19 protein-coding genes are annotated in these 21,670 nt (G+C 73.2%); 6 read left to right on the top strand and 13 right to left on the bottom strand.

Annotation, left to right across the window (positions count from 1 at the left end):
- Nucleotides 1-44 precede the first annotated feature (44 nt).
- A complete protein-coding gene (locus tag OG896_RS11365) occupies nt 45-1,667 on the top strand; it encodes a N,N-dimethylformamidase beta subunit family domain-containing protein (RefSeq protein WP_329364676.1) in 1,623 nt (540 codons plus the stop codon).
- A 37-nt stretch (nt 1,668-1,704) separates the two neighbouring features.
- On the opposite strand, the gene OG896_RS11360 is transcribed toward OG896_RS11365, so the two are convergent.
- From OG896_RS11360 to OG896_RS11350, 3 genes are all read right to left on the bottom strand, one after another.
- A complete protein-coding gene (locus OG896_RS11360; RefSeq protein ID WP_329364674.1) occupies nt 1,705-2,865 on the bottom strand; it encodes a site-2 protease family protein in 1,161 nt (386 codons plus the stop codon).
- A 186-nt stretch (nt 2,866-3,051) separates the two neighbouring features.
- Entirely contained in the window at nt 3,052-3,516 is a 465-nt protein-coding gene (locus OG896_RS11355; protein WP_329364672.1) for a GtrA family protein, read from the bottom strand.
- Nucleotides 3,517-3,618: 102 nt separating this feature from the next.
- Nucleotides 3,619-4,848, bottom strand: a complete 1,230-nt coding sequence (locus OG896_RS11350; RefSeq protein ID WP_329364670.1) for a glycosyltransferase 87 family protein — start codon at nt 4,846-4,848, stop codon at nt 3,619-3,621.
- 460 nt (nt 4,849-5,308) lie between these two features.
- Here OG896_RS11350 and htpX point away from each other — a divergent pair, with 460 nt between their 5' ends.
- The 4 genes from htpX (at nt 5,309) to OG896_RS11330 (ending at nt 10,449) form a co-directional block, all read left to right on the top strand.
- Nucleotides 5,309-6,211, top strand: a complete 903-nt coding sequence (gene htpX / locus OG896_RS11345) for a zinc metalloprotease HtpX (RefSeq protein ID WP_329364668.1) — start codon at nt 5,309-5,311, stop codon at nt 6,209-6,211.
- A gap of 240 nt (nt 6,212-6,451) precedes the next feature.
- Nucleotides 6,452-8,653, top strand: a complete 2,202-nt coding sequence (locus OG896_RS11340) for an APC family permease (RefSeq protein WP_329373901.1) — start codon at nt 6,452-6,454, stop codon at nt 8,651-8,653.
- 105 nt (nt 8,654-8,758) lie between these two features.
- Entirely contained in the window at nt 8,759-9,847 is a 1,089-nt protein-coding gene (locus OG896_RS11335; RefSeq protein WP_329364666.1) for a lysylphosphatidylglycerol synthase transmembrane domain-containing protein, read from the top strand.
- A 173-nt stretch (nt 9,848-10,020) separates the two neighbouring features.
- Nucleotides 10,021-10,449 (top strand): hypothetical protein, encoded by a 429-nt coding sequence (locus tag OG896_RS11330; RefSeq protein WP_329364665.1) that lies wholly within the window; start codon nt 10,021-10,023, stop codon nt 10,447-10,449.
- Between the two features lie 83 nt (nt 10,450-10,532).
- Here the strand turns inward: OG896_RS11330 and OG896_RS11325 are convergent, their stop codons facing one another.
- Nucleotides 10,533-11,684: a PP2C family protein-serine/threonine phosphatase gene (locus tag OG896_RS11325; protein WP_329364663.1), complete on the bottom strand. Its 1,152-nt coding sequence runs from the start codon at nt 11,682-11,684 to the stop codon at nt 10,533-10,535.
- A 187-nt stretch (nt 11,685-11,871) separates the two neighbouring features.
- Here OG896_RS11325 and OG896_RS11320 point away from each other — a divergent pair, with 187 nt between their 5' ends.
- Nucleotides 11,872-12,042 (top strand): hydrophobic protein, encoded by a 171-nt coding sequence (locus tag OG896_RS11320; RefSeq protein WP_329364661.1) that lies wholly within the window; start codon nt 11,872-11,874, stop codon nt 12,040-12,042.
- Nucleotides 12,043-12,364: 322 nt separating this feature from the next.
- On the opposite strand, the gene OG896_RS11315 is transcribed toward OG896_RS11320, so the two are convergent.
- The 9 genes from OG896_RS11315 to OG896_RS11275 form a co-directional block, all read right to left on the bottom strand.
- Complete coding sequence (locus tag OG896_RS11315; protein WP_329364659.1) at nt 12,365-12,757, bottom strand: hypothetical protein; 393 nt, start codon at nt 12,755-12,757, stop codon at nt 12,365-12,367.
- A 240-nt stretch (nt 12,758-12,997) separates the two neighbouring features.
- Nucleotides 12,998-13,852: a transglycosylase SLT domain-containing protein gene (locus OG896_RS11310; protein WP_329364658.1), complete on the bottom strand. Its 855-nt coding sequence runs from the start codon at nt 13,850-13,852 to the stop codon at nt 12,998-13,000.
- A gap of 681 nt (nt 13,853-14,533) precedes the next feature.
- Entirely contained in the window at nt 14,534-15,289 is a 756-nt protein-coding gene (locus OG896_RS11305; RefSeq protein ID WP_329373899.1) for an amino acid ABC transporter ATP-binding protein, read from the bottom strand.
- A 41-nt stretch (nt 15,290-15,330) separates the two neighbouring features.
- Entirely contained in the window at nt 15,331-16,305 is a 975-nt protein-coding gene (locus OG896_RS11300; protein ID WP_329364656.1) for an amino acid ABC transporter permease, read from the bottom strand.
- A 10-nt stretch (nt 16,306-16,315) separates the two neighbouring features.
- On the bottom strand, nt 16,316-17,212 hold the full coding sequence (locus tag OG896_RS11295) for a transporter substrate-binding domain-containing protein (protein WP_329364654.1): 897 nt from the start codon (nt 17,210-17,212) through the stop codon (nt 16,316-16,318).
- Nucleotides 17,213-17,267: 55 nt separating this feature from the next.
- Nucleotides 17,268-17,744 carry a DUF3830 family protein gene (locus tag OG896_RS11290; RefSeq protein WP_329364652.1) on the bottom strand — a complete coding sequence of 159 codons (477 nt, stop codon included), beginning with the start codon at nt 17,742-17,744 and terminating at the stop codon, nt 17,268-17,270.
- Between the two features lie 156 nt (nt 17,745-17,900).
- Nucleotides 17,901-18,740: a gamma-glutamyl-gamma-aminobutyrate hydrolase family protein gene (locus OG896_RS11285; protein ID WP_329364649.1), complete on the bottom strand. Its 840-nt coding sequence runs from the start codon at nt 18,738-18,740 to the stop codon at nt 17,901-17,903.
- A complete protein-coding gene (locus tag OG896_RS11280; protein WP_329364647.1) occupies nt 18,737-20,236 on the bottom strand; it encodes an aldehyde dehydrogenase family protein in 1,500 nt (499 codons plus the stop codon). Before OG896_RS11280 ends, OG896_RS11285 begins: the two co-directional genes overlap by 4 nt.
- 86 nt (nt 20,237-20,322) lie before the next feature.
- Nucleotides 20,323-21,315: an Lrp/AsnC family transcriptional regulator gene (locus tag OG896_RS11275; RefSeq protein ID WP_329364645.1), complete on the bottom strand. Its 993-nt coding sequence runs from the start codon at nt 21,313-21,315 to the stop codon at nt 20,323-20,325.
- Nucleotides 21,316-21,670 lie beyond the last annotated feature (355 nt).

The raw sequence follows: 21,670 nt of genomic DNA, 5'->3' as shown, positions 1-21,670 counted from the left end.
GATCGAGGGGGCGAGTGGTGGAGACGGGTGGAGAGGGCGGCGTCATGCGCAGCGGTGAGGAGCACGCGGCCAGGGGTGGCGCCGACGGCACCGGTCCGGCAGATCCGGCAGATCCGGCGGGTCCGGGCGGGCCGGGGCGACGGCGGGTGCTGCGGGTCGCGGCGTCCGGGCTGGTCGTCGTCGCGAGCGCCGGATGCGGCGGGAGCCCGCACCGGGCGCGCCCCACGCCGCCCGCGCCGGACCCGGGCGCGTACCGCCTCACCGGGCACGCGGCGCCGAAGGGCACCGACGACTGGCGGCTCGGCCCGATCGGCCCGCCGCACGCGATCGAGGGCTACGCCGACCGGGTCAGCGTGCTGCCGGGGGAGACCTTCGGGCTGCACGTGTCGACCACGGCGCGGGCGTTCCGGGTCTCCGCCTTCCGGGTCGGCTGGTACGACGGCAAGCAGGCGGCCCTGGTGTGGGCCTCGCACACGGTGGCCGGCCGGCGGCAGGGCCCGTACAGCACCGCCCTGGACACGCGGATGATCCACGCGGGCTGGGACCGCAGCCTGGAGATCGCGGCCGACGGCTGGCCGGCGGGCGCCTACCTGCTGCGGCTGGAGGCCGACAGCGGCCACCAGCGGTACGTCCCCCTGGTGGTCCGCTCGACCAGCGCCCACGGCCGCACCCTCCTCATGCACGCCCCGGCGACCTGGCAGGCGTACAACGACTGGGGCGGCAACTGCCTCTACTACGGCGCGGACGGCTCGTACGCGCGCCGGGCGTACGAGGTGTCCTTCGAGCGGCCCTACGCCAAGAGCGGCGCGGAGAAGTTCCTGGTCTACGAGCGGGCCGCGGTGGTGCTGGCCGAGCGGTCGGGCATCCCGCTGGCGTACACCACGGGGATGGACGTCCACCGCGACCCGAGCGTGCTGAAGGGCGCGACCACCGCGGTTGCGCTCGGCCACGACGAGTACTGGACCCCGGAGCAGCGGCAGCATGTCACGGCGGCCCGCGACGCCGGCACCAACCTGGCCTTCCTGGGCGCCAACACCTGCTTCCGCCGGGTCCGGCTGGCCGCCACCACGGCCACCGCGCCGCCCCCGGTGGTCTGCTACAAGACCGACTTCTACGCCGACCCGTACCTCGCCGACCACCCGCACATGGCGACCACCGACTTCCGCAGCGGTCCGGGGGCCGACCCGGAGTCCTCGCTGACCGGCGTCCTGTACGAGGGCTTCCCGACCGACGCGCCCTACGTCGTGGAGAACCCCGACCACTGGGCCTTCCGCGGCACCGGGGTGCGCCGGGGCGAGAGCTTCGCCCACCTGGTCGGCGTCGAGTACGACCGGGTCACCCCGGGCTCTCCCATGCCCAGGTCGATCGAGGTCGTCGCCCACTCGCCGCTGGTGTGCCACGGCAAGCACAGCCACTCCGACTCCGCGTACTACACGGTGCCCAGCGGCGCCGGTGTCTTCTCCACCGGCACCATGCGCTGGGTGGAGGGGCTGATGGCGGGCACCGGCCTGGACGGGCGGGACCACAAGATGGACGCCCGCACCCGGGGGTTCGTCACCAAGGTCACCGAGAACGTGCTGACCGGGTTCGCCGAGGGACCCGCCGTCCGGCACCAGCCCGCCCCGCGGGAGAACGTGGCCTCCCTCTACGGCGGAGGGCGCGCCTGACACTGGGCGCGCCCCCACCGTTGGACGCGCGCACCCGTCAGCGGCCGTGCCCGGCGCTGTGCGCTGTGGGCGGCCACGCCGGCGGGTGCGGCGGTCGGCGCTGGGTGAAGCCGATGATGTCCTCGGTGGTGATCATCCCGACGACGTGCCGGTCCGCCATCACCAGGATCGGGCGGCCCGCGGTCTTCACGGCGTGGTCGAGGATGTCGGTGACCTGGTCGTCGGGTGCGGCCAGCGTGCAGCTCTCCAGGGGCGCGGCGATGTCGCGTACCCGGACCTGCGCCCGCTGCGCGAGGGGGACCGCGCGCAGCGAGGGCACCGTGACCACCCCGCTGGGCCGGCCGTCGAGGTCCGTCACGGGCACCACGGCCTGGTCGGCGGCCCGCGGCATCGTCTCGGTGAGGAACCGGTCCACGGTCTGCCAGTCCTGGCCGGTGGCCACCGGCCGCATCGCGTCGGCGGCCCGCACCCCGCGTACGGCCTCGAACAGCACCGACCGGCGCACCTCCGAGAACGCGGCCATCAGCACGAACAGCCCGACCAGGGCGAGCCACAGTCCGGCCGCGCCGCCCGCGAGGAACTCCAGCCAGCCGCCGGCGATCATCAGCACACCGGCCACCTGCCCGCAGCGCGCGGCGATCCGGGCCGCCTTCTCGCGGTCCCCGCGCATCCGCCAGATCACGGCCTGAAGCACCCGGCCGCCGTCCAGGGGCGCGGCCGGGATCAGGTTGAAGGCGGCGAGCAGGACGTTGGCCCAGCCGGTCCAGGCCAGCAGCGCGGCGAAGAGCGTCCAGTGCAGGACGTCGCCGGCCAGCACCGCCGCGCCCAGGCCGAGGCCGCCCAGGAACAGGCTGGTGAGCGGGCCGACCGCGGCGATCCAACCCGAGCTGCGCGCGGTGGTGGCCGACCCCATCCTGGTCACCCCGCCGAGCGCGAAGACCGTCACGTCCTCCACCTCGACCTTGGAGCGGCGGGCGACGAGGGCGTGCGCCGCCTCGTGCGCGACCAGGCTCACCATCAGCAGCAGCGCGCCGACCACCGCCCACGCGTCGTAGGCCGCCCCGGAGTGGCCGGGGGCCCAGGCGGGGAGCACCCCGCCGGCCAGCCCGAAACTCAGGACGACGATCAGCAGGGGGGCGCTCCAGTGGACCCGCAGGGGCACACCGGCGATCCGGCCCAGCGGTAGCGATCCGTTCATCGCACCTCCCACGCCCGTTCCCGGCAGGCGGGCCCGCCATCCGGAGGGACGCCTTCCCCTTCCAGTCTGCTCCGGTGAGGGCGCGGCCGGACGGCCGGGCGCGACCGGTTCCGGCAGACGGGTCCGTGACGGTTCCGCGCGTGCGTGTCGGCTGCGTGCGCGCGGAGGGCGGAGGTCCGCCGGCGCTCACTCCTCGCCGGCCGGCCGGACGGGGGCCTGGGCGGCGGGCAGCGCCGTGAAGACCCAGGTCCGGTAGGCCCAGAAGCGGAACGCGGTGGCCAGCGCGATCCCCGCGAACTTCCCGGCGCTGCTGCGCAGCGGGCTGCTCCAGCCGAGCCCCCGGGTCGCGCCGTAGAAGACGCCGTTCTCGATCACGACGCCGACCGCGCTGAAGGCGAGGAAGAGCGTGATCCGCCGCAGCCGGCGGCGCCGGTCGCAGTCGCGGTAGGTGAAGTAGCGGAAGCCGACGTAGTTGAAAGCGACGGCCGCCACGGTGGCGATCACGCCGGCCTGCACCACGAGCAGGGACGTGTAGCGGCGCAGCAGGTTGTACACGCCCAGGTTGACGAAGATGCCGCTGACGCCCACCGCGCCGAACCTGGCGGCTTCCCGCGCCAGGCCGGCCATCCTGCTCTGCGACGCGACGCTCATGGGGTCCTTCCGTCGTGCGGCCCGCCGGCCGGTGGTGGGGCCCGCCGGGGCCGCCCCCGGCCGCCAGGACAAGGGGGGACGGTCCCGCAGGCGGGCCGGCCGTCAGGGGTACACGGTGCTGGTCTCCGCCGGGGCGGTCGCGCGGGGCCGTACGGTGACGGCGGCGGCCGTGGCGAGGAAGGCGAGCCCGGCCAGCGGGTAGCTCGCGGCGACCAGTATCTGGCCGGCGTTCTCGTGGAGTTCGGGCCGGCCGGCGCCGTGCGGGAGGGACCACACCGCGTCGCAGCAGAAGACCAGCACGCACGCCGCGGCGCCCAGGGCCCAGCGCGGATCGCGCCGGCGCAGCGCCTCGTGGACGAGCAGGACCGTCATGGGCACGTTCCACACCCAGTGGTGGGTCCAGGTGATCGGGCTGACCAGGAGAGAGGTGACACCGCAGGCCACCGCTCCCCACGCGGTGGCGTTCGGCACCCGGCCGGTCGCGGCCAGCGCCGCGACCGCGACGGCGGTGCCGCCGAGGGCGACCAGGACGGCGGCGGCCAGCCACAGGGACGTGGGGTGCACGGTGTGCTGCGCGCGGGCCACGACGCCGCGCACCGACTGGTTGGCGATGTTCACCGCGGAGCCCGACCGGTCGGGGGCGAAGGCACAACTGGTCCAGTAGCGCAGCGAGTCGTGCGGCAGCACCGCGGCGGTCAGCAGCGTGACGCCGGCGAAGCTGCCGGTGGCGGTGAGGAAGCGGCGCCGCCAGGGGGTGCCGCGCCCGCGGGTGGCCGCGGCCGCCCCGGCCAGCACCACCAGGAACAGCAGCGGCGTGACCTTGATGGCCGCCGCCAGCCCGATGCCGATCCCGGCCCAGCGGTTGCCGGGCCGCCGGGTGAAGTCCCACAGCACCAGGCACACCAGGAGAATGTTGACCTGGCCGTAGCGGATGGTGGTCCAGACCGGTTCGCTCCACGCCGCCCACGCGGCCGTGCCCAGCACGGCGGCCGCGCCGGGGCGGCGGCGCAGCACCAGGCGCAGCGACAGCCCGGCGAGGACCACGGTCAGCAGCAGGTTCCCCGCGGTCGCCGCGGTGCGCATGTGGGCGACGTCGAGCCAGGTGAGCGGGACGAACAGCAGCCCGGCGAAGGGCGGGTAGGTCATCGGCAGCATCGCGGAGGTGGCGTGCATGGCGTACAGGTCGCCGCCCTCGCGCACGGTCCGGCCCGCCGCGCGGTAGACCATGACGTCGATGAGCGAGACGTGCGTGACACGTTGCAGGACCCACACCGCGGCGAAGGACAGGGCACAGAGGGCGGCGGCCCAGCCCACGCGCAGCCGGTGGCTCATGAGTGCAACGCCCGCCTCTCGACGCCTCCCGCCAGCGGTAGTGCTGACGCTCCATCAGAATGGGATACGGAGCCGCTCGCACGGCCGGGACGCCCCGTCCGCGGGCGCGCAGACACACGGGCAGTCGCCGACCGGATGGGTTGCGGCCGGCGGAACCCCGCCGGGACGAGGGCGCGCCGGACATCGGGCGGACCCGGACCAGGACCCGGCTGGACCCGGACCAGGACCCGGGTGGACACCCCGCGAGAACACGCCGCGCCCGCACCCCTCGCCGCACCCCCGCCCGTGCCCCCCGCCCGTGCCCCACCCCGGGGCGGTGGCCTGCGGATTCGCGGCCCCGTCGGCCGCCGAAGCGGAGCACACTGGACAGTGGCGGGATTCCGGCCGTCGGGTGTGCCGGTCACCGCGGGAATGGGGCCGGTGCGTCGGTGCCGGCTCCGTGGAGATGGGGTGAGCGGTTGTGCGCTCTCGTTTCGCGCCTGACTGGCGGCTCACGGTCCGGATGCTGACGGTGATCTTCCTGTTGGGCCTGGTGTTCGTGGCGTTCATCGCCGTGCTCGTCGCGCTGCTGAAGTCCGTGGTGGTCGTGGTGGTGATCGCGGCCGGTGTGCTGGCGGCGCAGTACTGGTTCTCCGACCGGATCGCGCTGTTCGCGATGCACGCCCACGAGGTCACCCCGCAGGAGCAGCCCGAGCTGCACGGCGCGGTCGACCGGCTGTGCGCCCTCGCCGACATGCCCAAGCCGCAGGTGGCGGTCTCGGAGATGGACCTGCCGAACGCCTTCGCCACCGGGCGCAGCGCCGACCACGCGGTGATCTGCGTGACCACCGGCCTGCTGCGGCGCCTCGAACCGGGCGAGCTGGACGGCGTGCTCGCCCACGAGCTGTCCCACGTCGCGCACAAGGACGTCGCGGTGATCACCATCGCCTCGTTCCTCGGCGTGCTCGCGGGGCTGCTGGTGCGCTTCGCCTTCTACTCGGAGCTGTTCGGCCGGGGCCGCCGCGACCAGAACACCCTGCTGCTGCTCACGATGATCATGGCGGTGTCCGTCGTGGTGTACTCGCTGAGCTTCGTGCTGATCCGCGCGCTGTCCCGCTACCGCGAGCTGGCCGCCGACCGGAGCGCGGCCGAACTGACCGGCCGGCCCTCCGAACTGGCGTCCGCGCTGGTCAAGGTGAGCGGAACCATCGCCCGTATCCCCAGCGAGGACCTGCGCACCGCGCGGGCCTTCAACGCGTTCTTCTTCACCCCGGCGCTGAAGGAGGGCTCGCCCCTCGCAACCGTCTTCTCCACCCACCCGAGCCTGGAGCGCCGCCTGGAGGCCCTGGCGAAGCTCTCCGCCGAAATGGGCCTCCACGCCTGAGGGGCGCCCTTCGGCTCGCCGGCCGCCACGGCGAACCGTTCTCCGCAGCGGGACCCGTGTGTGGGTGCGGCTCCCCGCGGACAACGACCCCGGTGGGGCCACCACCGGGGTCGTCCGCGCGGGAAGCGGGCGCGCATCGCGCCGTGGGTGACACTGAGTGATGTGAAAACTGCACGTGGTGACGGCGATGGTGGTGGTGGCACGCCCGATGCAAGGGGTGGCGTGCCCGGCCCGGCGGAGATGCTGCCCGGTCTCGACGAGGACCAGCTGCGGGTGCTGGGCGAGGTCGGGCAGGCGTGGGCCCGGGTGTCGGACGACGCGGACCTGCGGCGCCACGAGTTGCCGGTCGACCCCGACCTCGGCGGCTTCCCGTCGGCCGAGGACATCGGTCCCGACCGCTTCGGCCGGATGGTCCGGGTGGCGACCCTGGGCACCGCCACGGCGCCGGAGGAGGCGGTGCCCTCCTCCGGTGCGGCCCGCGCCGCCTACCGCGTCCGGCACGCGCTGATCGGGGCGCCGCTGAAGAGCACCGCGGTCACCCGCGAGCGCATGCGCAAGCTGGTGGCGCTGCCGGTGCTCTCCGCCGACGCGCTGTCCTCCGTGGCGTACGGCCCCGAGGCCATGCTCGCCGTGCTGGTGCTGGCCGGCACCGCCGGTCTCGGCTGGACCACGCCCATCGCGGCGGCCATCGCGTTCCTGATGCTCGCGGTCGGGGTGTCCTACCGGCAGACGATCCGCGCGTACCCGCACGGCGGCGGCTCGTACATCGTGGCCGGCGACAACCTCGGCAGGGTGCCCGGCCTGGTGGCCGCGGCCGGGCTGATGACCGACTACATCCTCACCGTCGCGGTGTCGATCGCCTCCGGGGTCGCCGCCATCACCTCCGCGCTGCCGTCGCTGTCCCCGTACACCGTGCCGATCGGCGCGGGGGTGATCGCCCTGCTGCTGGTCGGGAACCTGCGCGGGCTGCGGCAGGCAGGGGCGCTGTTCGCAGCACCGACCTACGCCTTCATCATCGCGATGTTCGTGCTGGTCGGGGTGGGCCTGTCCGACGCCGCCGGCCGCGACTTCCACGCCACGCCCACCCCGCATCTGAACGCCACCGAGGGCGTCGGCGTGCTGCTGGTCATGCGCGCCTTCGCCTCCGGCTCCACCGCCATGACCGGCATCGAGGCGATCTCCAACGCGGTGCCGGCCTTCCAGCCGACCGAGTGGCGCAACGCCCGCACCACGCTGACCTGGATGATCTGCCTGCTGATCACGCTGTTCGCCGGGGTGACGGCGTTGGCCCGGCTCGACGGCGTGGTGCCCCGCTCCGGCGAGACCGTGCTCTCCCAACTCGCCCACCGCAGCTTCGGGTCCGGGCCGATGTACGTCTTCACGCAGATCGCCACCGCCGCGGTCCTGCTGCTGGCCGCCAACACCGCGTACAACGACTTCCCCCGGGTGCTGTTCCTGCTGGCCCGCGACGGGCACGCGCCGCGGCTGTTCCTGCGGCTGGGCGACCGGCTCGCCTTCAGCAACGGCATCGGGGTGCTGTCGGTGGCCGCCGCGGTGGTCTTCGTCGCGTTCAGCGGCAACACCGCGTCGCTCATCCCGCTCTACGCGGTCGGGGTCTTCCTCGCCTTCACGCTGTCCCAGGCCGGGATGGTGCTCCACTGGTGGCGGCTGCGCGACCGGCACTGGCGCAAGAGCCTGTTCTTCAACGCGACCGGCTGCGTGCTGTCCGCGCTCGTCTTCGTCACCGCGGGGATCACCAAGTTCACCTCGGGCGCCTGGGTGGCCATCCTCGCCGTCGGCCTGTTCCTCCTGGTGACCACGCGCATCCACCACCACTACGAGGAGGTCCGCGCCGCGCTCCGGCTGCACCCGCAGGCGATCGAGGTCCCCGCGTCGCCCGAGTCCCCGCCCCACGAGGAGTGCGACCCCCCGGCGCCCCCGCCCGAGCCCCCGCCCCCGCCCGCGGCGACCTCCGCCGTAACGGCCGGGGCGGAGCCGGTCGTGAACGGGACGGTCCGGGAGGACGAGGAGAGCCCCGAGGAGATCCGGAACCTGTCGATCGTGCCGATCTCCACGCTGGACCTGGCCGGCATGCGGGCGCTCGCCTACGCCGCGTCCCTGCGCCAGCCCGTCCTCGCGCTGCACCTCAGCCCCGGTGAGGCGGAGGCCGACCGCTTCCGGGGGTACTGGCACGTGTGGGGCGACCACCTGCCGCTGGAGGTGCTGGTCACGCCCTACCGGGCGACCGTGGCCCCGCTGGTCCACTACATCGAGGCGCTGCACGAGCAGCAGCCGCAGCTCACCCTCACCATCGTCGTCCCGGAGATCGTGACGCGGCGCCGGCGCTACCGCCTGCTGCACAGCCGGACCGCGAGCCGGCTCCAGCGGGCGTTGCGGACGCTGCCGAAGATCGTCGTCACCAACGTCCCGTACCACGTGTAGGCGCGGCGGCCCGGTGGGTGCCGTGCGCGGGGCGGGCCTCGCGGGTCGGGCGGCGCCCCCGTGGCCTGACGGTTCCGGCGGCGGCCCCGCCGTACCGTGTCTCGCGTGGTGAACAAAAGGGGCGGAGCGGAGGAAACGGTCGACTCCGGGGGCGCCGACTCCGGTCCGGGGCGGGCCCGGCACCCGGTGTGGTGGGTGCTCTCCGCCATGCTGGTGGCCGCCGCCGTGGCCCTCGCGGTGGACCGGCGGCACGACCTGGTGCTGGCGCTGCACCAGATCGCGGTGGTCCGCCCGGCGCCGCTGGCAGTGGCCGCCCTGTTCGAGGCGCTCTCCCTGACCTGCCTGGCGACGTTGCAGTGGCGGCTGCTGAAGCTGGGCGGGGCCCGGCTGCGGCTCGCCCTGATGGGCGCCATGGCCCTGGCGGCCAACGCCGTGGCCGGGACCCTGCCCGGCGGCGCGGCGTTCGCCGCCGCGTGGCTGTACGGGCAACTGCGCCGCCGCGGCGTGTCGCTGGCGCTCGCCGGGGCGGCCCTCGCGGTCGCCGGCCTGATGTCGGCCACCACCTTGTTCCTGCTGCTGGTGGTCGGCGTCCTGGCCAGCGGCAGGGCGGGGCCGAGCGGCCTGCGCACCGCCGTGCTCTGGCTGACCGCGGTCCTCGTGGCGCTCGCCGCCCTGGCCGCGCTCCTGCCGCGCTCCGCGTTCGTACGGCGGCGGGCGTGGCGGATCTGGCGCCGGGTCGGGGTCCGCTCCCGCCGGCTGTGGAACGTCGAGGACGGGCTGTACCGCCTCGCCCGGGAGGTCCGGGAGGTACGGCCGGGGGTGCGCCCGTGGCTGCCGCCGCTCACCCTGGCCCTGGGCAACTGGCTGCTCGACGCGGCCTGCCTCGTCGCGTGCGCGTGGGGACTGGGCGTCGCCGTGCCCTGGCGCGGGGTGCTCGTCGCGTACTCGCTCACCCAGATGTCGGGGGCGCTGCGGCTCACGCCCGGCGGGCTCGGCATCGTGGAGACCAGCCTCGCCGCGCTGCTGGTCTTCTACGGGCTGCACGCGGACCAGGCGATCGCGGTGACCCTGCTGTACCGGATTCTGAGCTACTGGGCGCTCCAGCCGATCGGCTGGACGAGCTGGCTCGGCCTCACCTTCGCCGCGCGCCGCCGGGACGCGAGGACGGTGCGGGAGCGGCGGGCCCGGTCCTGAGCGTCCCTGGTCGTGACCGTCCTGGTCGTGGCCCCGTGGCCCCGTGGCGCCCTGGCCGCTCAGCCGACCAGCGGCGCGCCCCCGCAGTACCGTGGAAAGGGCGATACCGACTGCCGGTCGGCGCCAGACGACACGGTGGCGCCGGCGCAGGCCGGAAGCGAGGTACTCAGACGATGGAAGCCGACCGTATCGACCGCATGGTCTCCCAACTCCGCGCGCGAGACGTCATGGCCCATCGAACTGAGACCGGCGTGTACAGCTTCGGCATCCGCGTCGTCATCGGGGACGGAAGCGAGGCGCTGTGGACGCCCGGCGGAGCCGCCGGGCTCGACGCGCAGGTGATCAGGGACGGCGTGCTGGTCGGCTGCGTCCCGCACATCCCCGGGTCCGAGAGCTTCACCGACGAGCAGACGGTCGAGGCGATCGCCACGGCGCTGTACTCGGAGGAGGGGCTCTACCCGGCGGACCGCGCCGCCCCGCAGCCGCCGCCCGCCGCCGACAGCCCGCCCGGGCCCGCGGCGCCGGGTCCGGCCGGACAGCCGGGACCGGGTGGACCGCCGCGCCGGCCGTGGTTCCGGCACAAGCGCGACTTCCCGCGCTGACGAGCCGACCCGCGGCCTGTCGCGCGCCAGGTCGTCGTAGCAGCTCGTCGCGGCAGCTCGTCGCACCGGGCCGTGGCCCCGCCTCACATGAGGTCGGCGCCGTGCGAGGCCCCCGCCCCCTGTGCTTGCACCGTACGGGTGATCGCGAGCAGGGCCGCGTCGTCGGAGAGGCGGCCGCCGGTGTGGTGGAGCAGGTCCTGGCGCAGGTGCCGCAGCAGGGCCTCCGGGGTCAGGGCCGGAGGGAAGGTCGCCACGCGTTCGACGAGCGGGTAGAAGATGCCCTGCCGGGAGCGGGCCTCGATCAGCCCGTCGGTGTAGAGCAGCAGCGTGTCGCCGTCGCCGTAGGAGATCTCGTCGGCGTGGACCCCGACGGCCGGCAGGAAGCCGGAGCCCAGCGGCGGCGAGGGGGCGGTGCAGTTGGTGGCGGTGACCTGGCCGTCGGAGCCGATCACGAGCGGGGCCGGGTGCCCGCAACTGGCCATCAGGACCGGACCGCCGTCGCCGTCGGGGAGTTCCAGCAGCAGCGCGGTGGTGAAGTGCTCGCCCGGGTCCTCCTGGCTGTCCGCGACCTCGTCCATGTCCAGGCTGACCCGTGCCTCCAGGGCCTCCGCGAGTTCGGGCAGCGTGTCGCAGAACCGGGCGGTCTCCCGGAAGGCGCCGAGCACGGCCGACGCCTCCGCGATGGCGGGCAGCCCCTTGCCGCGGACGTCCCCGATGATCACGCGGCTGGTCGCGGGGCGTCTGCGGGTGACGGCGAAGAGGTCGCCGCCGATCTGCGTGTCGTCCTCGGCGGCCAGGTAGAGCCAGGCGATCCGCAGCGGGCCGACGTACTGCGGCGGCGGCCGCAGCAGGACCCGCTGGGCGGTCTCGGAGACGAGTCTGACCCGGCTCAGCTGCCGGCCGCGCCGCTCGCGGATGTAGCTGAAGAAGACCAGGAGCACCGAGAGCACGATCAGCGCGACCAGCTGCCATGCGCGGGCCACCGTGCCCGAGCCCTGGGTCACGAAGGCCACGAACGCCTGCGCGCCCACGGCCACGACGGCGATCGCCGCCGTGCGCCACGGCCCGGCGAACGACGCGGTCAGCGCCGGCGCGACCACGAGCATGGGGCTGAGGAAGACGTCCCTCGGCGACACCGCGTCCGCGACGGTGATGAGGACCACCAGGGCGAGCGGGATGACGATCGCCAGCGGCGGCGTCCGTTCCGTCAGGTTGTCCAGCCGTCTGAGGTCCATACCGGAAATTTTATGATGTTTGCTCACCAAGAGGACGAACGGCGCCTTTTCCGGCCGACCCCCGGCGGGTGCGTGCCCGCAGCCCTGCTCCCGGGCCCGCCCGCGGCGGCGGCGGGGCCATCCGGGGCAGGGGCCACCGCATGATCCCCCCGGGCAGGGGCAGGCGCTTCCTCGGAGGCTGATCGCCATGGGACCGTTGCTCGTCGTTCTTCTGCTCGTGCTGATCTTCTTCGGCGTGGGATTCGCCATCCACCTGCTGTGGTGGGTCGCTGTCGCGGCGCTTGTCGTGTGGCTGCTGGGATTCCTGCTGCGCGGCACCCACTCCAGCGGCAGCCGGAACCGCTGGTACCGCTGGTAGCGCCACCCACCCGACCGAACCGCCGGGCGCCACCCCACCCCCCAGGGGGCCGGGACGGCGCCCGCCTCGCGTTGCCCCGGCGCCCGCGGCGGCCGCGGGTACCGCCGACCGAGTGCCGGGCGGGGCGCGGTGGGCGCGGGGTGCCTCGCGCCGGCCGGCGTCCGTGAGGTGATGACGGCGGAGAGCGTCGGGCGATGCCGGCCCGGCGGCGATCGCACCCACCCCTGGCTGGGCCTGCGCGTCGGCGTGGTCGGCGACCTGAAGCCCTGCGCGCCCTGACCCCGGACGGCCCGGTCGTCCCAGGGCTGCGAGGGCGGTCGGGTCAGTTCGTCGGGCCGCAGGCGCTGTCGGTGCCGCGCTGGACGCAGACCGTCAGGAGGCGGCCGGGGCCGTCGTAGTACCAGGAGCTGTGGTGGTAGCCCGCGGTCGTGATCTGCTGGGACTCGATGACGTCGGCGCTGTTGCCGGCGTCGTCCTGAATCCAGGCGCGGCAGCCCTGGGAGTCGCCCTCGGTCTCCCACCGCATGTGGTCGTGGGCCGGGGAGCCTTGGAGCTGGATCTCCTGGACGACGGCGCAGCCCTGGAGGACGACCGGGGAGTTGCCCTCGAACCGCGCGGTGGCGGCGTCGGCGGACGTCGCGCCGGCGGCGAGCGCGGTGCCGGCCAGCGCCGTGGCGGTGGCCAGGTACGTCGTGATCCTCTGCCGGCGCGTCATGCCGTCCCCCTCCGGCCCGCCGGACGGTCCGGCCGGGCCCGGCAGCAGCGTAGCGCGGCGCGATCCCCGGTCAGAGGCTTCTCACCTGGTGCTTCGCGGAACCACGTCGTCCGGTGCGGGGGCCGGGGGAGCCGGGACGAATGGCCCCCGTGACGGCCCCGAAACGGCGCCGGCCCGCCGCCCGGTGAGGAGGGCGGCGGGTCGGGAGGCGCGGGCGGGGGACAGCGCCCCGCGAGCGGTTTAGTAAGGGCCGTTGACGTTGTCGATGGAGCCGTACACGTGGTACGCGTAGTTGCACGCGGCGACGATGTTCGCGACCGGGTCGTAGATGTCGTTCGAGGTGCCCGCGACGTGGTAGGCGTCGAACGTCGGCTGGATGGTCTGCAGCAGGCCCTTGGACGGGGTGCCCGCGGCCGCGTTGGAGTCCCAGTTGTTGATGGCGTTCGGGTTGCCCGAGGACTCCCGCATGATGTTGCGGTAGATGCCGTCGTAGCTGCCCGGGATGCCGTTCTGCTTCATGATCGCCAGCGCCTGGTTGATCCAGCCGTCCAGGTTGTCCGGGTAGGTCTGGGTCGCCGTGGTCGTGGTGGCCGACGCGTCGGACGCCGTGGTGGCGGTCGAGGTCGTGGCCGACGAGCTGCTCGCCGCAGACGGGGCCGCCTTCGCGGTGGTGGCCGAGGAGGACGCGGACGAGGTGGAGGAGGCGGACGCGCCGGACTTCGCCGGGGTGGCCTTGCCGGCCGGGACCTTGAGCGCCTGGCCCGGGTGGATGATGTACGGGCTGTGGATCTTGTTGGCCCACGCGATGGCGTGCCAGCCGCCCGGGGACTTGTGGGCGCGGGCGATGCCGATCAGGGTGTCGCCGGGCTTGACCGTGTACGTGGTGAACGAGTGGTGGCCCCGCCAGTGCGCGCCGTGCTTGGCGTGAGCGGTGCCCGCGGTGTGCGGCGCGTTCTTCGCGGCGGACGGCTCGGCGGCCTGGGCCGTACCGGCCAGCGTGGCGCACGCTATCGCGGCGAAGGTGCCGGCGACGATGGCGCCCCGGGTGGAGACGAGACGCTTCTTCATCGAGTTGTTGTGGGCATGCTTGGGCATGATCTGCGGACCTCTTCACGATTGCTTGTTCAGTGGTGGTCGGCCCCCCTCGTCATTCCGACCCGCATTTCGTTTATCGATGCGCTGTGGCGAGCACATTGTTAGCAGCCGATAAAAGGGTCCACAATTGCCCTATGTGCTATGCCGCTTAGTAGACGGCCATGGTCCCCGCGGTTTTCTCCCCGGATAGCGGGGCGGGGGCGCCCGAGAATGCACTAACCGGCTTCGTAGGTGACGTGTGTCCTATGTCGTGCATCACGTCGGAGTGCCCGATGGGGAAACGCGACGTAAGGATGCGGGCGCGGAAAGTGCGGACGCTTTTCCTTCTTAACAATGGCTTAGACGTGCAAATTGCCCAAGGAGCGCTTATGTCATCGAATCGGACATAAGGAAGCGCGTGCGATCGGCTCGGCGGGTGATTTCGGGTGATTTGCCGACGTGGGGACGTGGAGGCGCGCAGGCGCGGTGATGCGGCGATGTGGGCACGCGGTGATGCGGTGATGCGGTGACGCATGGATACGGTGGCGCGGCGACGCATGGATACGGTGCACGCGGCGACGCATGGATACCGTGGCGCGGCGACGGGCGCGCAAAAGGAGGCCAGGGCGCCCTCTCGGCGTCCTGGCCTCCTGATCCGGCTCTGAGTTCTCCTGCCCCTTCGGGGACCTGCTGCGCCGCCCCTCAGAGCACCGTCGAAAGGAATGCCCGGGTGCGTTCGTGCGCGGCGCCCGTCGGCGTCAGCCGCGCGGACGGGCCGGTCTCCACCACCCGCCCGTTCTCCATGAACACGAACCGGTCGCACACCTCCCGTGCGAAGCCGATCTCGTGGGTGACGATCAGCATCGTCATTCCGGAACTGGCCAGCGACCGGATGACGTCCAGCACGCCGGCGACGAGTTCGGGGTCCAGCGCCGAGGTCGGCTCGTCGAAGAGCAGGACCTGGGGGTCCATGGCGAGGGCGCGCGCGATGGCCACCCGCTGCTGCTGCCCGCCGGACAGCTCGGCGGGGTACGCGTCCGCCTTCTCCTTGAGCCCGACCAGGGCCAGCAGCTCCCGGGCCCGCCGGGTCGCCTCGGCCTTGCTGCGGCCGAGCACGCCGACCGGCGCCTCGATGATGTTCTGGAGGATGGTCATGTGGGAGAAGAGGTTGAACCCCTGGAAGACCATGCCGATGTTCCGGCGCTGCGCGGCCTCCAGGCGGTTCGGCAGCTCGCGGACGGCGGTGCCGTGCGGCCGGTAGCCGAGGAGCTCGCCGTCCAGCAGGACGGCTCCCTCGTCCGCCTTCTCCAGCATGTTCAGGCAGCGCAGGAACGAGCTCTTGCCCGCGCCCGAGGGCCCCAGCAGGCAGATGGTCTCGCCGCGCGCCACGTCCAGGCTCACGTGGTCCACGACGGTCAGGTCGCCGTACCGCTTGGTGATGTCCACCGCGCGCAGGATGGGGCCGCTGCCCGCGGTGGTCGCGGTGGTCTCTGTGGAGGTCACGGTTGGTCCACCTCGATTGCCTTGGGCCGGTTCGCGGACCGGCCGCGGGTGTTGCGCAGGGTCCGCTCCAGCAGGGTCTGGCCCACCGACATCACCGAGACGATGATCATGTACCAGAGGCTGGCGACGATGAGCAGCGGGATGACCTGGAAGTTGCTGTTGTAGATCTGCTGGACGGAGTAGAGCAGGTCCGGCACCGAGATGAAGGCCACCAGGGAGGTGGACTTCAGCAGGTTGATCGACTCGTTGGCGATCGGCGGCACCGCGGTCCGCAGGGCCTGCGGGAAGACGATCCGGCGCAGGGTGCGGATGTTCGACATGCCCAGCGCCGTCGCCGCTTCCCGCTGCCCGTTCGGTACGGCCAGGATCGCCGCGCGCAGCACCTCGGAGGTGTACGCCGCCTGCTGGAGCCCGAAGGCGACGATCGCCGCGGTGACCGGCTGCACCAGGTTCTTGGTGTCGACGTCGAAGAACTGGGGCCCGAACGGGACGCCGAGCCCCAGCGCGGGATAGATCAGCGAGAAGTTGTAGACCAGGATCAGCAGGACCAGCAGCGGCATCGAGCGGAAGAACCACACGTAGACGCCGGCCGCCCCGCGGAGCACGGAGTTGGCGGAGAGCCGCATGTTGGCGAGCACCGCGCCGAGGACGACCGCGATGGCGATGGAGGCGACGGTGATGATCACCGTCCGCTCCAGGCCCTCCAGGATCGAGTGGTCGAAGAAGTAGTCGCCGACGGTGCCCCAGGCCAGGTTCTTGTTGCGCGCGAGGCCCTGCAGCCAGAACGCGCACACGAGCACGACCACGACCGCGGCGACCTTGCGCGCGTAGTGGGGGTGCGGGGAGCGGGTCATCCCGGCGAAGGGGTGCGGGGGGAGCACGGCGGCTCCCCCCGCCGCGCGGTCGGCCGGGGGCGGCACGGTGTTCCCGGGGAGCGCGGTCCCCTGGGGCGATTTGCTGGTGTCGGCCATGGCCGGTTCCTCAGTTGGTCGGGTTCGGGGAGGGGTTGACGAGCGCCTTGGTCACGCCGGCCTTCTCGACGCCGTAACGCTCCAGGATCTTCTGGTACGACCCGTCCTTGATCAGCGCGTCGATGCCGTCGGCGACGGACTGGGCCATCCCGCTGCCCTTCTTGGTGGCCACGCCGATGTAGACCGACAGGTAGTGCGGGCCGCCGAGGGTGAACACGTCGCCGGACTGCTTGGCCACGTAGCCGAGGTTGGTGACGGTCGCGGTGGTGGCGTCCACCTGCTTGCTGCGCACCGCGAGGGTCGCGGCGCCCTGGTCGGCGAAGGTCTTGACGTCGATGGCGCCCTTGCCGGCCTTGACGCAGGTGGTGGACTGCTCCTTCAGCACCGGGATGGAGCTGGAGGCGGCGACCATGGAGATCTTCTTGCCGCACAGGTCGTCCATCGAGCCGCCGATCGCCGGGCTGCCCTTCAGCGACAGGAACTCGTAGTGGTCCTCCAGGAAGGCGACCTGGTCGAAGGACTTCTCGCGCTCGGCGGTGACGTCCGCGCCGAACGCGCCGAAGTACGTGCCGCGGTTCACGCCCAGCAGCGCGTTCTCGAAGGAGTCCTTCTTCTGCTGGACCTTCTTGCCGAACGGCCCGCTGAGCGCGTCCGCCAGGTCCACGTCCACGCCGACCGCCTTGCCCGACTCCAGCATCGCGTAGGGCGGGTAGCCGATGACCATGGGGGCGACCAGGTCGCCCTTGGCGCCGGCGGGCAGCTGCACGGAGGCGGTCGAGGTGCCGCTGCCGGCGGAGTCCTTCGGCGAGCTGCCGCCGTTGTCGGAGGAGGAGCCGGAACAGGCGGTCAGGACGCCGGCGGCGACCACCGCGGCGGTGCCGGCGAGGATGCTCTTTCTGATCTTCATGAGGGGCGCCGTACTTTCTCGCAGGGTGTGTGGCTTCGGGGCGGGGGCGTTCGTACTACGCGACGCGGCCGATGGTCAGCGACCGCACGCCGCTGACCCGGGTCTGCGCGCAGGCCGCGGCGAACTCCGCCAGCCCCTCGGTGATCGAGGCGAAGATGGTGCAGGGGGTCCAGCCCAGCGGGCCGAACACGCGGCCGCCCTTGCCGTAGAAGATGCCGACCTCCCACAGCTCGAAGTTCAGGCCGGACATCTGGCCGGGTTCCTGGAAGAACCAGATGAGGTCGCCGGCGCCGGGGATCACCTGCTGGTTCTCCGCGGGCAGGGCCCGGGGGTCGAAGGTGTGCGCCTGCTCGGGCAGGCCGAACATGATCTCCGGCCCGGCGTACATGGCGTGCATGACCTTCTCGGTCACGGGCTCCGCCAGGGCGTCCCAGATGGCCGCGCACGTCTCGGGTGCGTCGTCCGTGGCGAGGGTGGCCACGGCGCGGGTGCCGTCGTCGAACTGGAGGTAGATCCGGCGGTCGGTGCTCATGGGTTTCTCCGGAAGTGATGACCGTCGCCACACGTGCGAGCGGTGATAAGAACGATAGTTCGTCTTATTTCGGACAGGAACGGATTGTGAGGAGACTCATGGTGTGCGCGGAAGCGCACGGTATGAGCGGGCTGGGGGCCGTCGGTGGACGGGGTGTCAGGCGGCGGAGCGGGTCCGCGCGGCGTACCCGCGGGCCGCGGCCACGAAGTCGTCGAAGAGGATGTCGGCGTGGTGCCGCTCACCGGGCGCCGTCATCTTTTCCGGGTGCCACTGGACGCCCCGGAAGTACCAGTCCGGCGTGCGGCTCTCCGCCGCCTCGATCACGCCGTCGGCGGCCCAGGCGACCGGGCGGAGCGCGGCGGCCATCCGGTCCAGGGCCTGGTGGTGGATGGAGTTGACCCGCGCGGGGTCGGGCAGGCAGTCGCGCAGCCAGGATGTGTCGGTGCGCACCTCGTGCCGCAGGTTCCGCAGCTCCCGCGCGCCGTGGACGGCCGGATGCGCCGCGGTGACCGGGAGGTCGGCCTTGAGGGTGCCGCCCAGGGCCACGTTGGCGATCTGAAGGCCGCGGCAGATGCCCAGCACGGGCATCCGGCGGCGGAGCGCGCCGCGGACCAGCGCGGTCTCCGTCGCGTCCCGCCCGGGGTCGAGGTCGCCGGCCGAGTCGGCCGAGTCGGCCGCGCCCGCGGCACCTGCCGCGCCGTACGTCGCCGGATGGACGTCGCCGCCGCCGGACAGCAGCACCCCGGCCACCGTGTCCAGCACGACCTCGGCCTCCTCCGCGGTGAGGGTGGGGGTCAGCACCGGGACGCCGCCGGCCGCGCTCACCGCGTGGGCGTACTCGGTGCCGAGGGTGTAGAGGTCGGTGCCGTCCCCCAGGTACGTGTCCAGCGGGCGGCGCCAGCTCGTGACGGCGACCAGTACCGGGCGGTGCGCGGCGGGCAGCGGGCCGTTGGCGGCGGGCGCGTGGCGGTGCGTGGCGGGCAGCGGGCTGGTCATCGGGGCTCCAGCTGGAACCAGGTGCTCTTCAGGTCGGTGTACTTGTCGATCGCGTGCGCGGACTTGTCGCGGCCGAAGCCGCTCGCGCCCGTACCGCCGAAGGGCATGGCCATGGAACCCTCCTCGTAGCAGTTCACCCAGACCGATCCGGCCTTCAGCCGCCGCGCCACCGTGTGGGCGGTGGAAAGGTCACGGGTCCACAGCCCGGCGGCCAGGCCGTACGGTGTCGCGTTGGCCAGCCGGACCGCCTCGTCGGTGCTGTCGACCACGAGCACCGACAGCACCGGGCCGAACACCTCCTCCTGGGCGATGGACATCTTCTCGGTGACCCCGGTGAGCACCACGGGCGCGAGGTAGCTGCCGCGCACCAGCGCCTCGCTGGGCACGAAGCGCTCCGCGGTTCCGGCGGCGAGCGTCGCGCCGTCGCGCAGCGCGCCGCGGACGTGCCCGAGCACGCGCGCCAGGTGCGCCTCGCTCACCAGCGCGCCCGACGGAGCGTCGGCGTCCAGCGGGTCGGCCGGCCGCATCCGCCGCGCCTCCTCCACCGCGGCCGCGATGGCCTCGTCCGCGACGTCCCGATGGACGATCATGCGCGAGGAGGCGCTGCACATCTGGCCCTGGTTGTAGAAGCAGGCCCAGGCGGTGGTGCGCCCGGCCTTCGCGACGTCGGCGTCCGGGAGGATCACGCTGGCGGACTTGCCGCCCAGTTCGGGCCAGACCCGCTTGCCGTTGGACTCGGCGGCGTAGCCGAGGAAGCGGCGGCCGACCGCGACGGACCCGGTGAAGGCGAGCACGTCGACGTCGGGGTGGCGGCCGAGCGCTTCGCCGGCCTCCGGGCCGAACCCGGGAAGGACGTTGAGCACGCCCGCGGGGAGCCCCGCCGCCAGGGCGAGTTCGCCGAGCCGCAGCGCCGAGAAGGAGGTCTGCTCGGCGGGCTTGAGGACCACGCTGTTGCCCGCCAGCAGGGCCGGCCCGAGCTTCCACGCGGTCATCGTGAGCGGGAAGTTCCAGGGCACGACCGCCGCGACCACGCCGGCCGGCTCGCGGGTGACCAGGGCGAGCGCGTCGCCCGGCGAGGCCGGGTTCTCGTCCGCGAGCTTGTCGGCGAGCTGGCCGTACCAGCGCAGGCAGCCGGCGACGGCGGCGAGTTCGACGTCGAGCGCCTCGCGGACCGGCTTGCCCATCTCGATCGCGATGCGCAGCGCCAGTTCCTCGGCGTGGGCGGCGACCGTGTCGGCGAAGCGGATGAGGATCTCGCCGCGCCGGGCGGCCGGCAGCCGCGACCAGCGGCCGTCCTCGAAGGCCAGCCGGGCGGCGCGGACGGCCTGGTCCACGTCCGTCCGGTCGGCCGCGGCCAGGAGCCCGACGACGCTGCCGTCGCGCGGGCTGACCACGGTGATCTCCCGCTCCCCGTGTGGCTGGACCCGCCGGCCGTCCACCAGGTGGCCGGCCGACCAGTCGAGCCCTGCGGCAAGAGCCGCGTCGTGAAGCCGCATCGATCTCTCCTCGTTCTGGATGAGGAGAGATTATGCCTAGTCGGCTATTTCGGCAATGGTTTCTTTCTGGTTCCGACAGATGAGGCTCACTCGTGTCTCATGTTCGCCATCTGCATCGGGCCGCGTCGCAGTGCCTCCAGGACCACCGAGGAGCGGGCCACGGTGACCGAGCCGAGGGAGCCGATGGCCCCGGTGAGGAAGGAGTAGAGCGCGGCCGGGTCGGAGACCAGGCAGTCCACGAGGATCTGCGAGGAGCCGGTGCAGGCGACGCAGAAACGGACCTCCGGGCGGCAGCCCAGCGCGGCGCCGGCCGCCTCCACCTGGTCCGGCGGCACGCTCAGCCAGATCAGCGCCTCCACCCGCAGGTCGTGCACGGCCGAGGAGAGCTCGGTCCGTACGTGCAGCGCGCCCGCGCCGAACAGCGCCTCCAGGCGGCGCCGGGCGGTGGGCGCGGAGATGTCCGCCGCCTTGGCGAGCGAGATCACGGTCGCGCGGCCGTCCTCGGCGAGCGCGGCGACCAGCGCCTCGTCCTCCTGGGTCAGCTGCACCGGCCCCGACGCGGTCGCGCCGCGCGCCGGGGTGTCCGCGCGCAGCGTCTGCACCACCGGCGCGGGCAGCACGCCCACGCTCCAGTCGTAACCGGACCGGAAGTAGCGCAGCACCGTGCTGGCCTCCACCGAGACCACGCCGTCTATCGCCGGCAGCTCGGCCAGCAGCAGCCGGGAGCTGTCCTGGCGGGTGCGCGGCAGCAGCATGCACACCACGTCGCCGGACCCCTCGACCACCGAGACCGACGAGGCGTCCGGGCGGCGCGCGAGCTCCTCGCCGACCTGGAGCGCGACCCCGGTGCGGGTCGACAGCCGCAGCACCAGGGGATGCGCCTCGCCGACGATCGTGGTGTCCAGATACGTCGAGACCTGCACCAGTCCGGCGTCCAGCAGCCGCTGCCCCCGCCGCTGCACCGTCCGCTCCGACAACCCGAGCGCCCGGGCGATCGCCCCCCAGGTCGCGCGCCCGTTGACCTGCAGGGCGTACGCGATCATCCGATCGGGCTCGGTCAGCTCCTCTGCTGCGTTCATAGCCCAGAACACTAGATCAGCCCCCGGCCCCCGCTCACCCGTCGCCCCCGACGGCGGGCGCCCCCTGCCCCGGTGGTCGCGCGGACCCCGTCGCGCCCCCCGCGCGGCCGGCCGTCACCTCTCCCGCTCGGCGCCCCCGCGCTTCTCCGCTTCGTACGACGTCCACGCACCCTGGTGGTCCGCGCACCGCGACGAGCCCTCCATCGCCGGACGTTGGCATCTCCGCCCGCGCAACGTCCGCATATGGCATATCAGTTGGCGTTCTCCCACGATCACTCCTCGACGAGGTCATCCACGGCACTCGCATGCGCTCCCCACGATCGCAGCGAACCCCCCACCCCGGGCAGTCGTGCGC

This window comes from Streptomyces sp. NBC_00669 (assembly GCF_036226785.1).
Taxonomy (GTDB): domain Bacteria; phylum Actinomycetota; class Actinomycetes; order Streptomycetales; family Streptomycetaceae; genus Actinacidiphila.
Note: the sequence above shows the minus strand (reverse complement) of the source record. Positions and strands in the feature narration are given on the sequence as shown.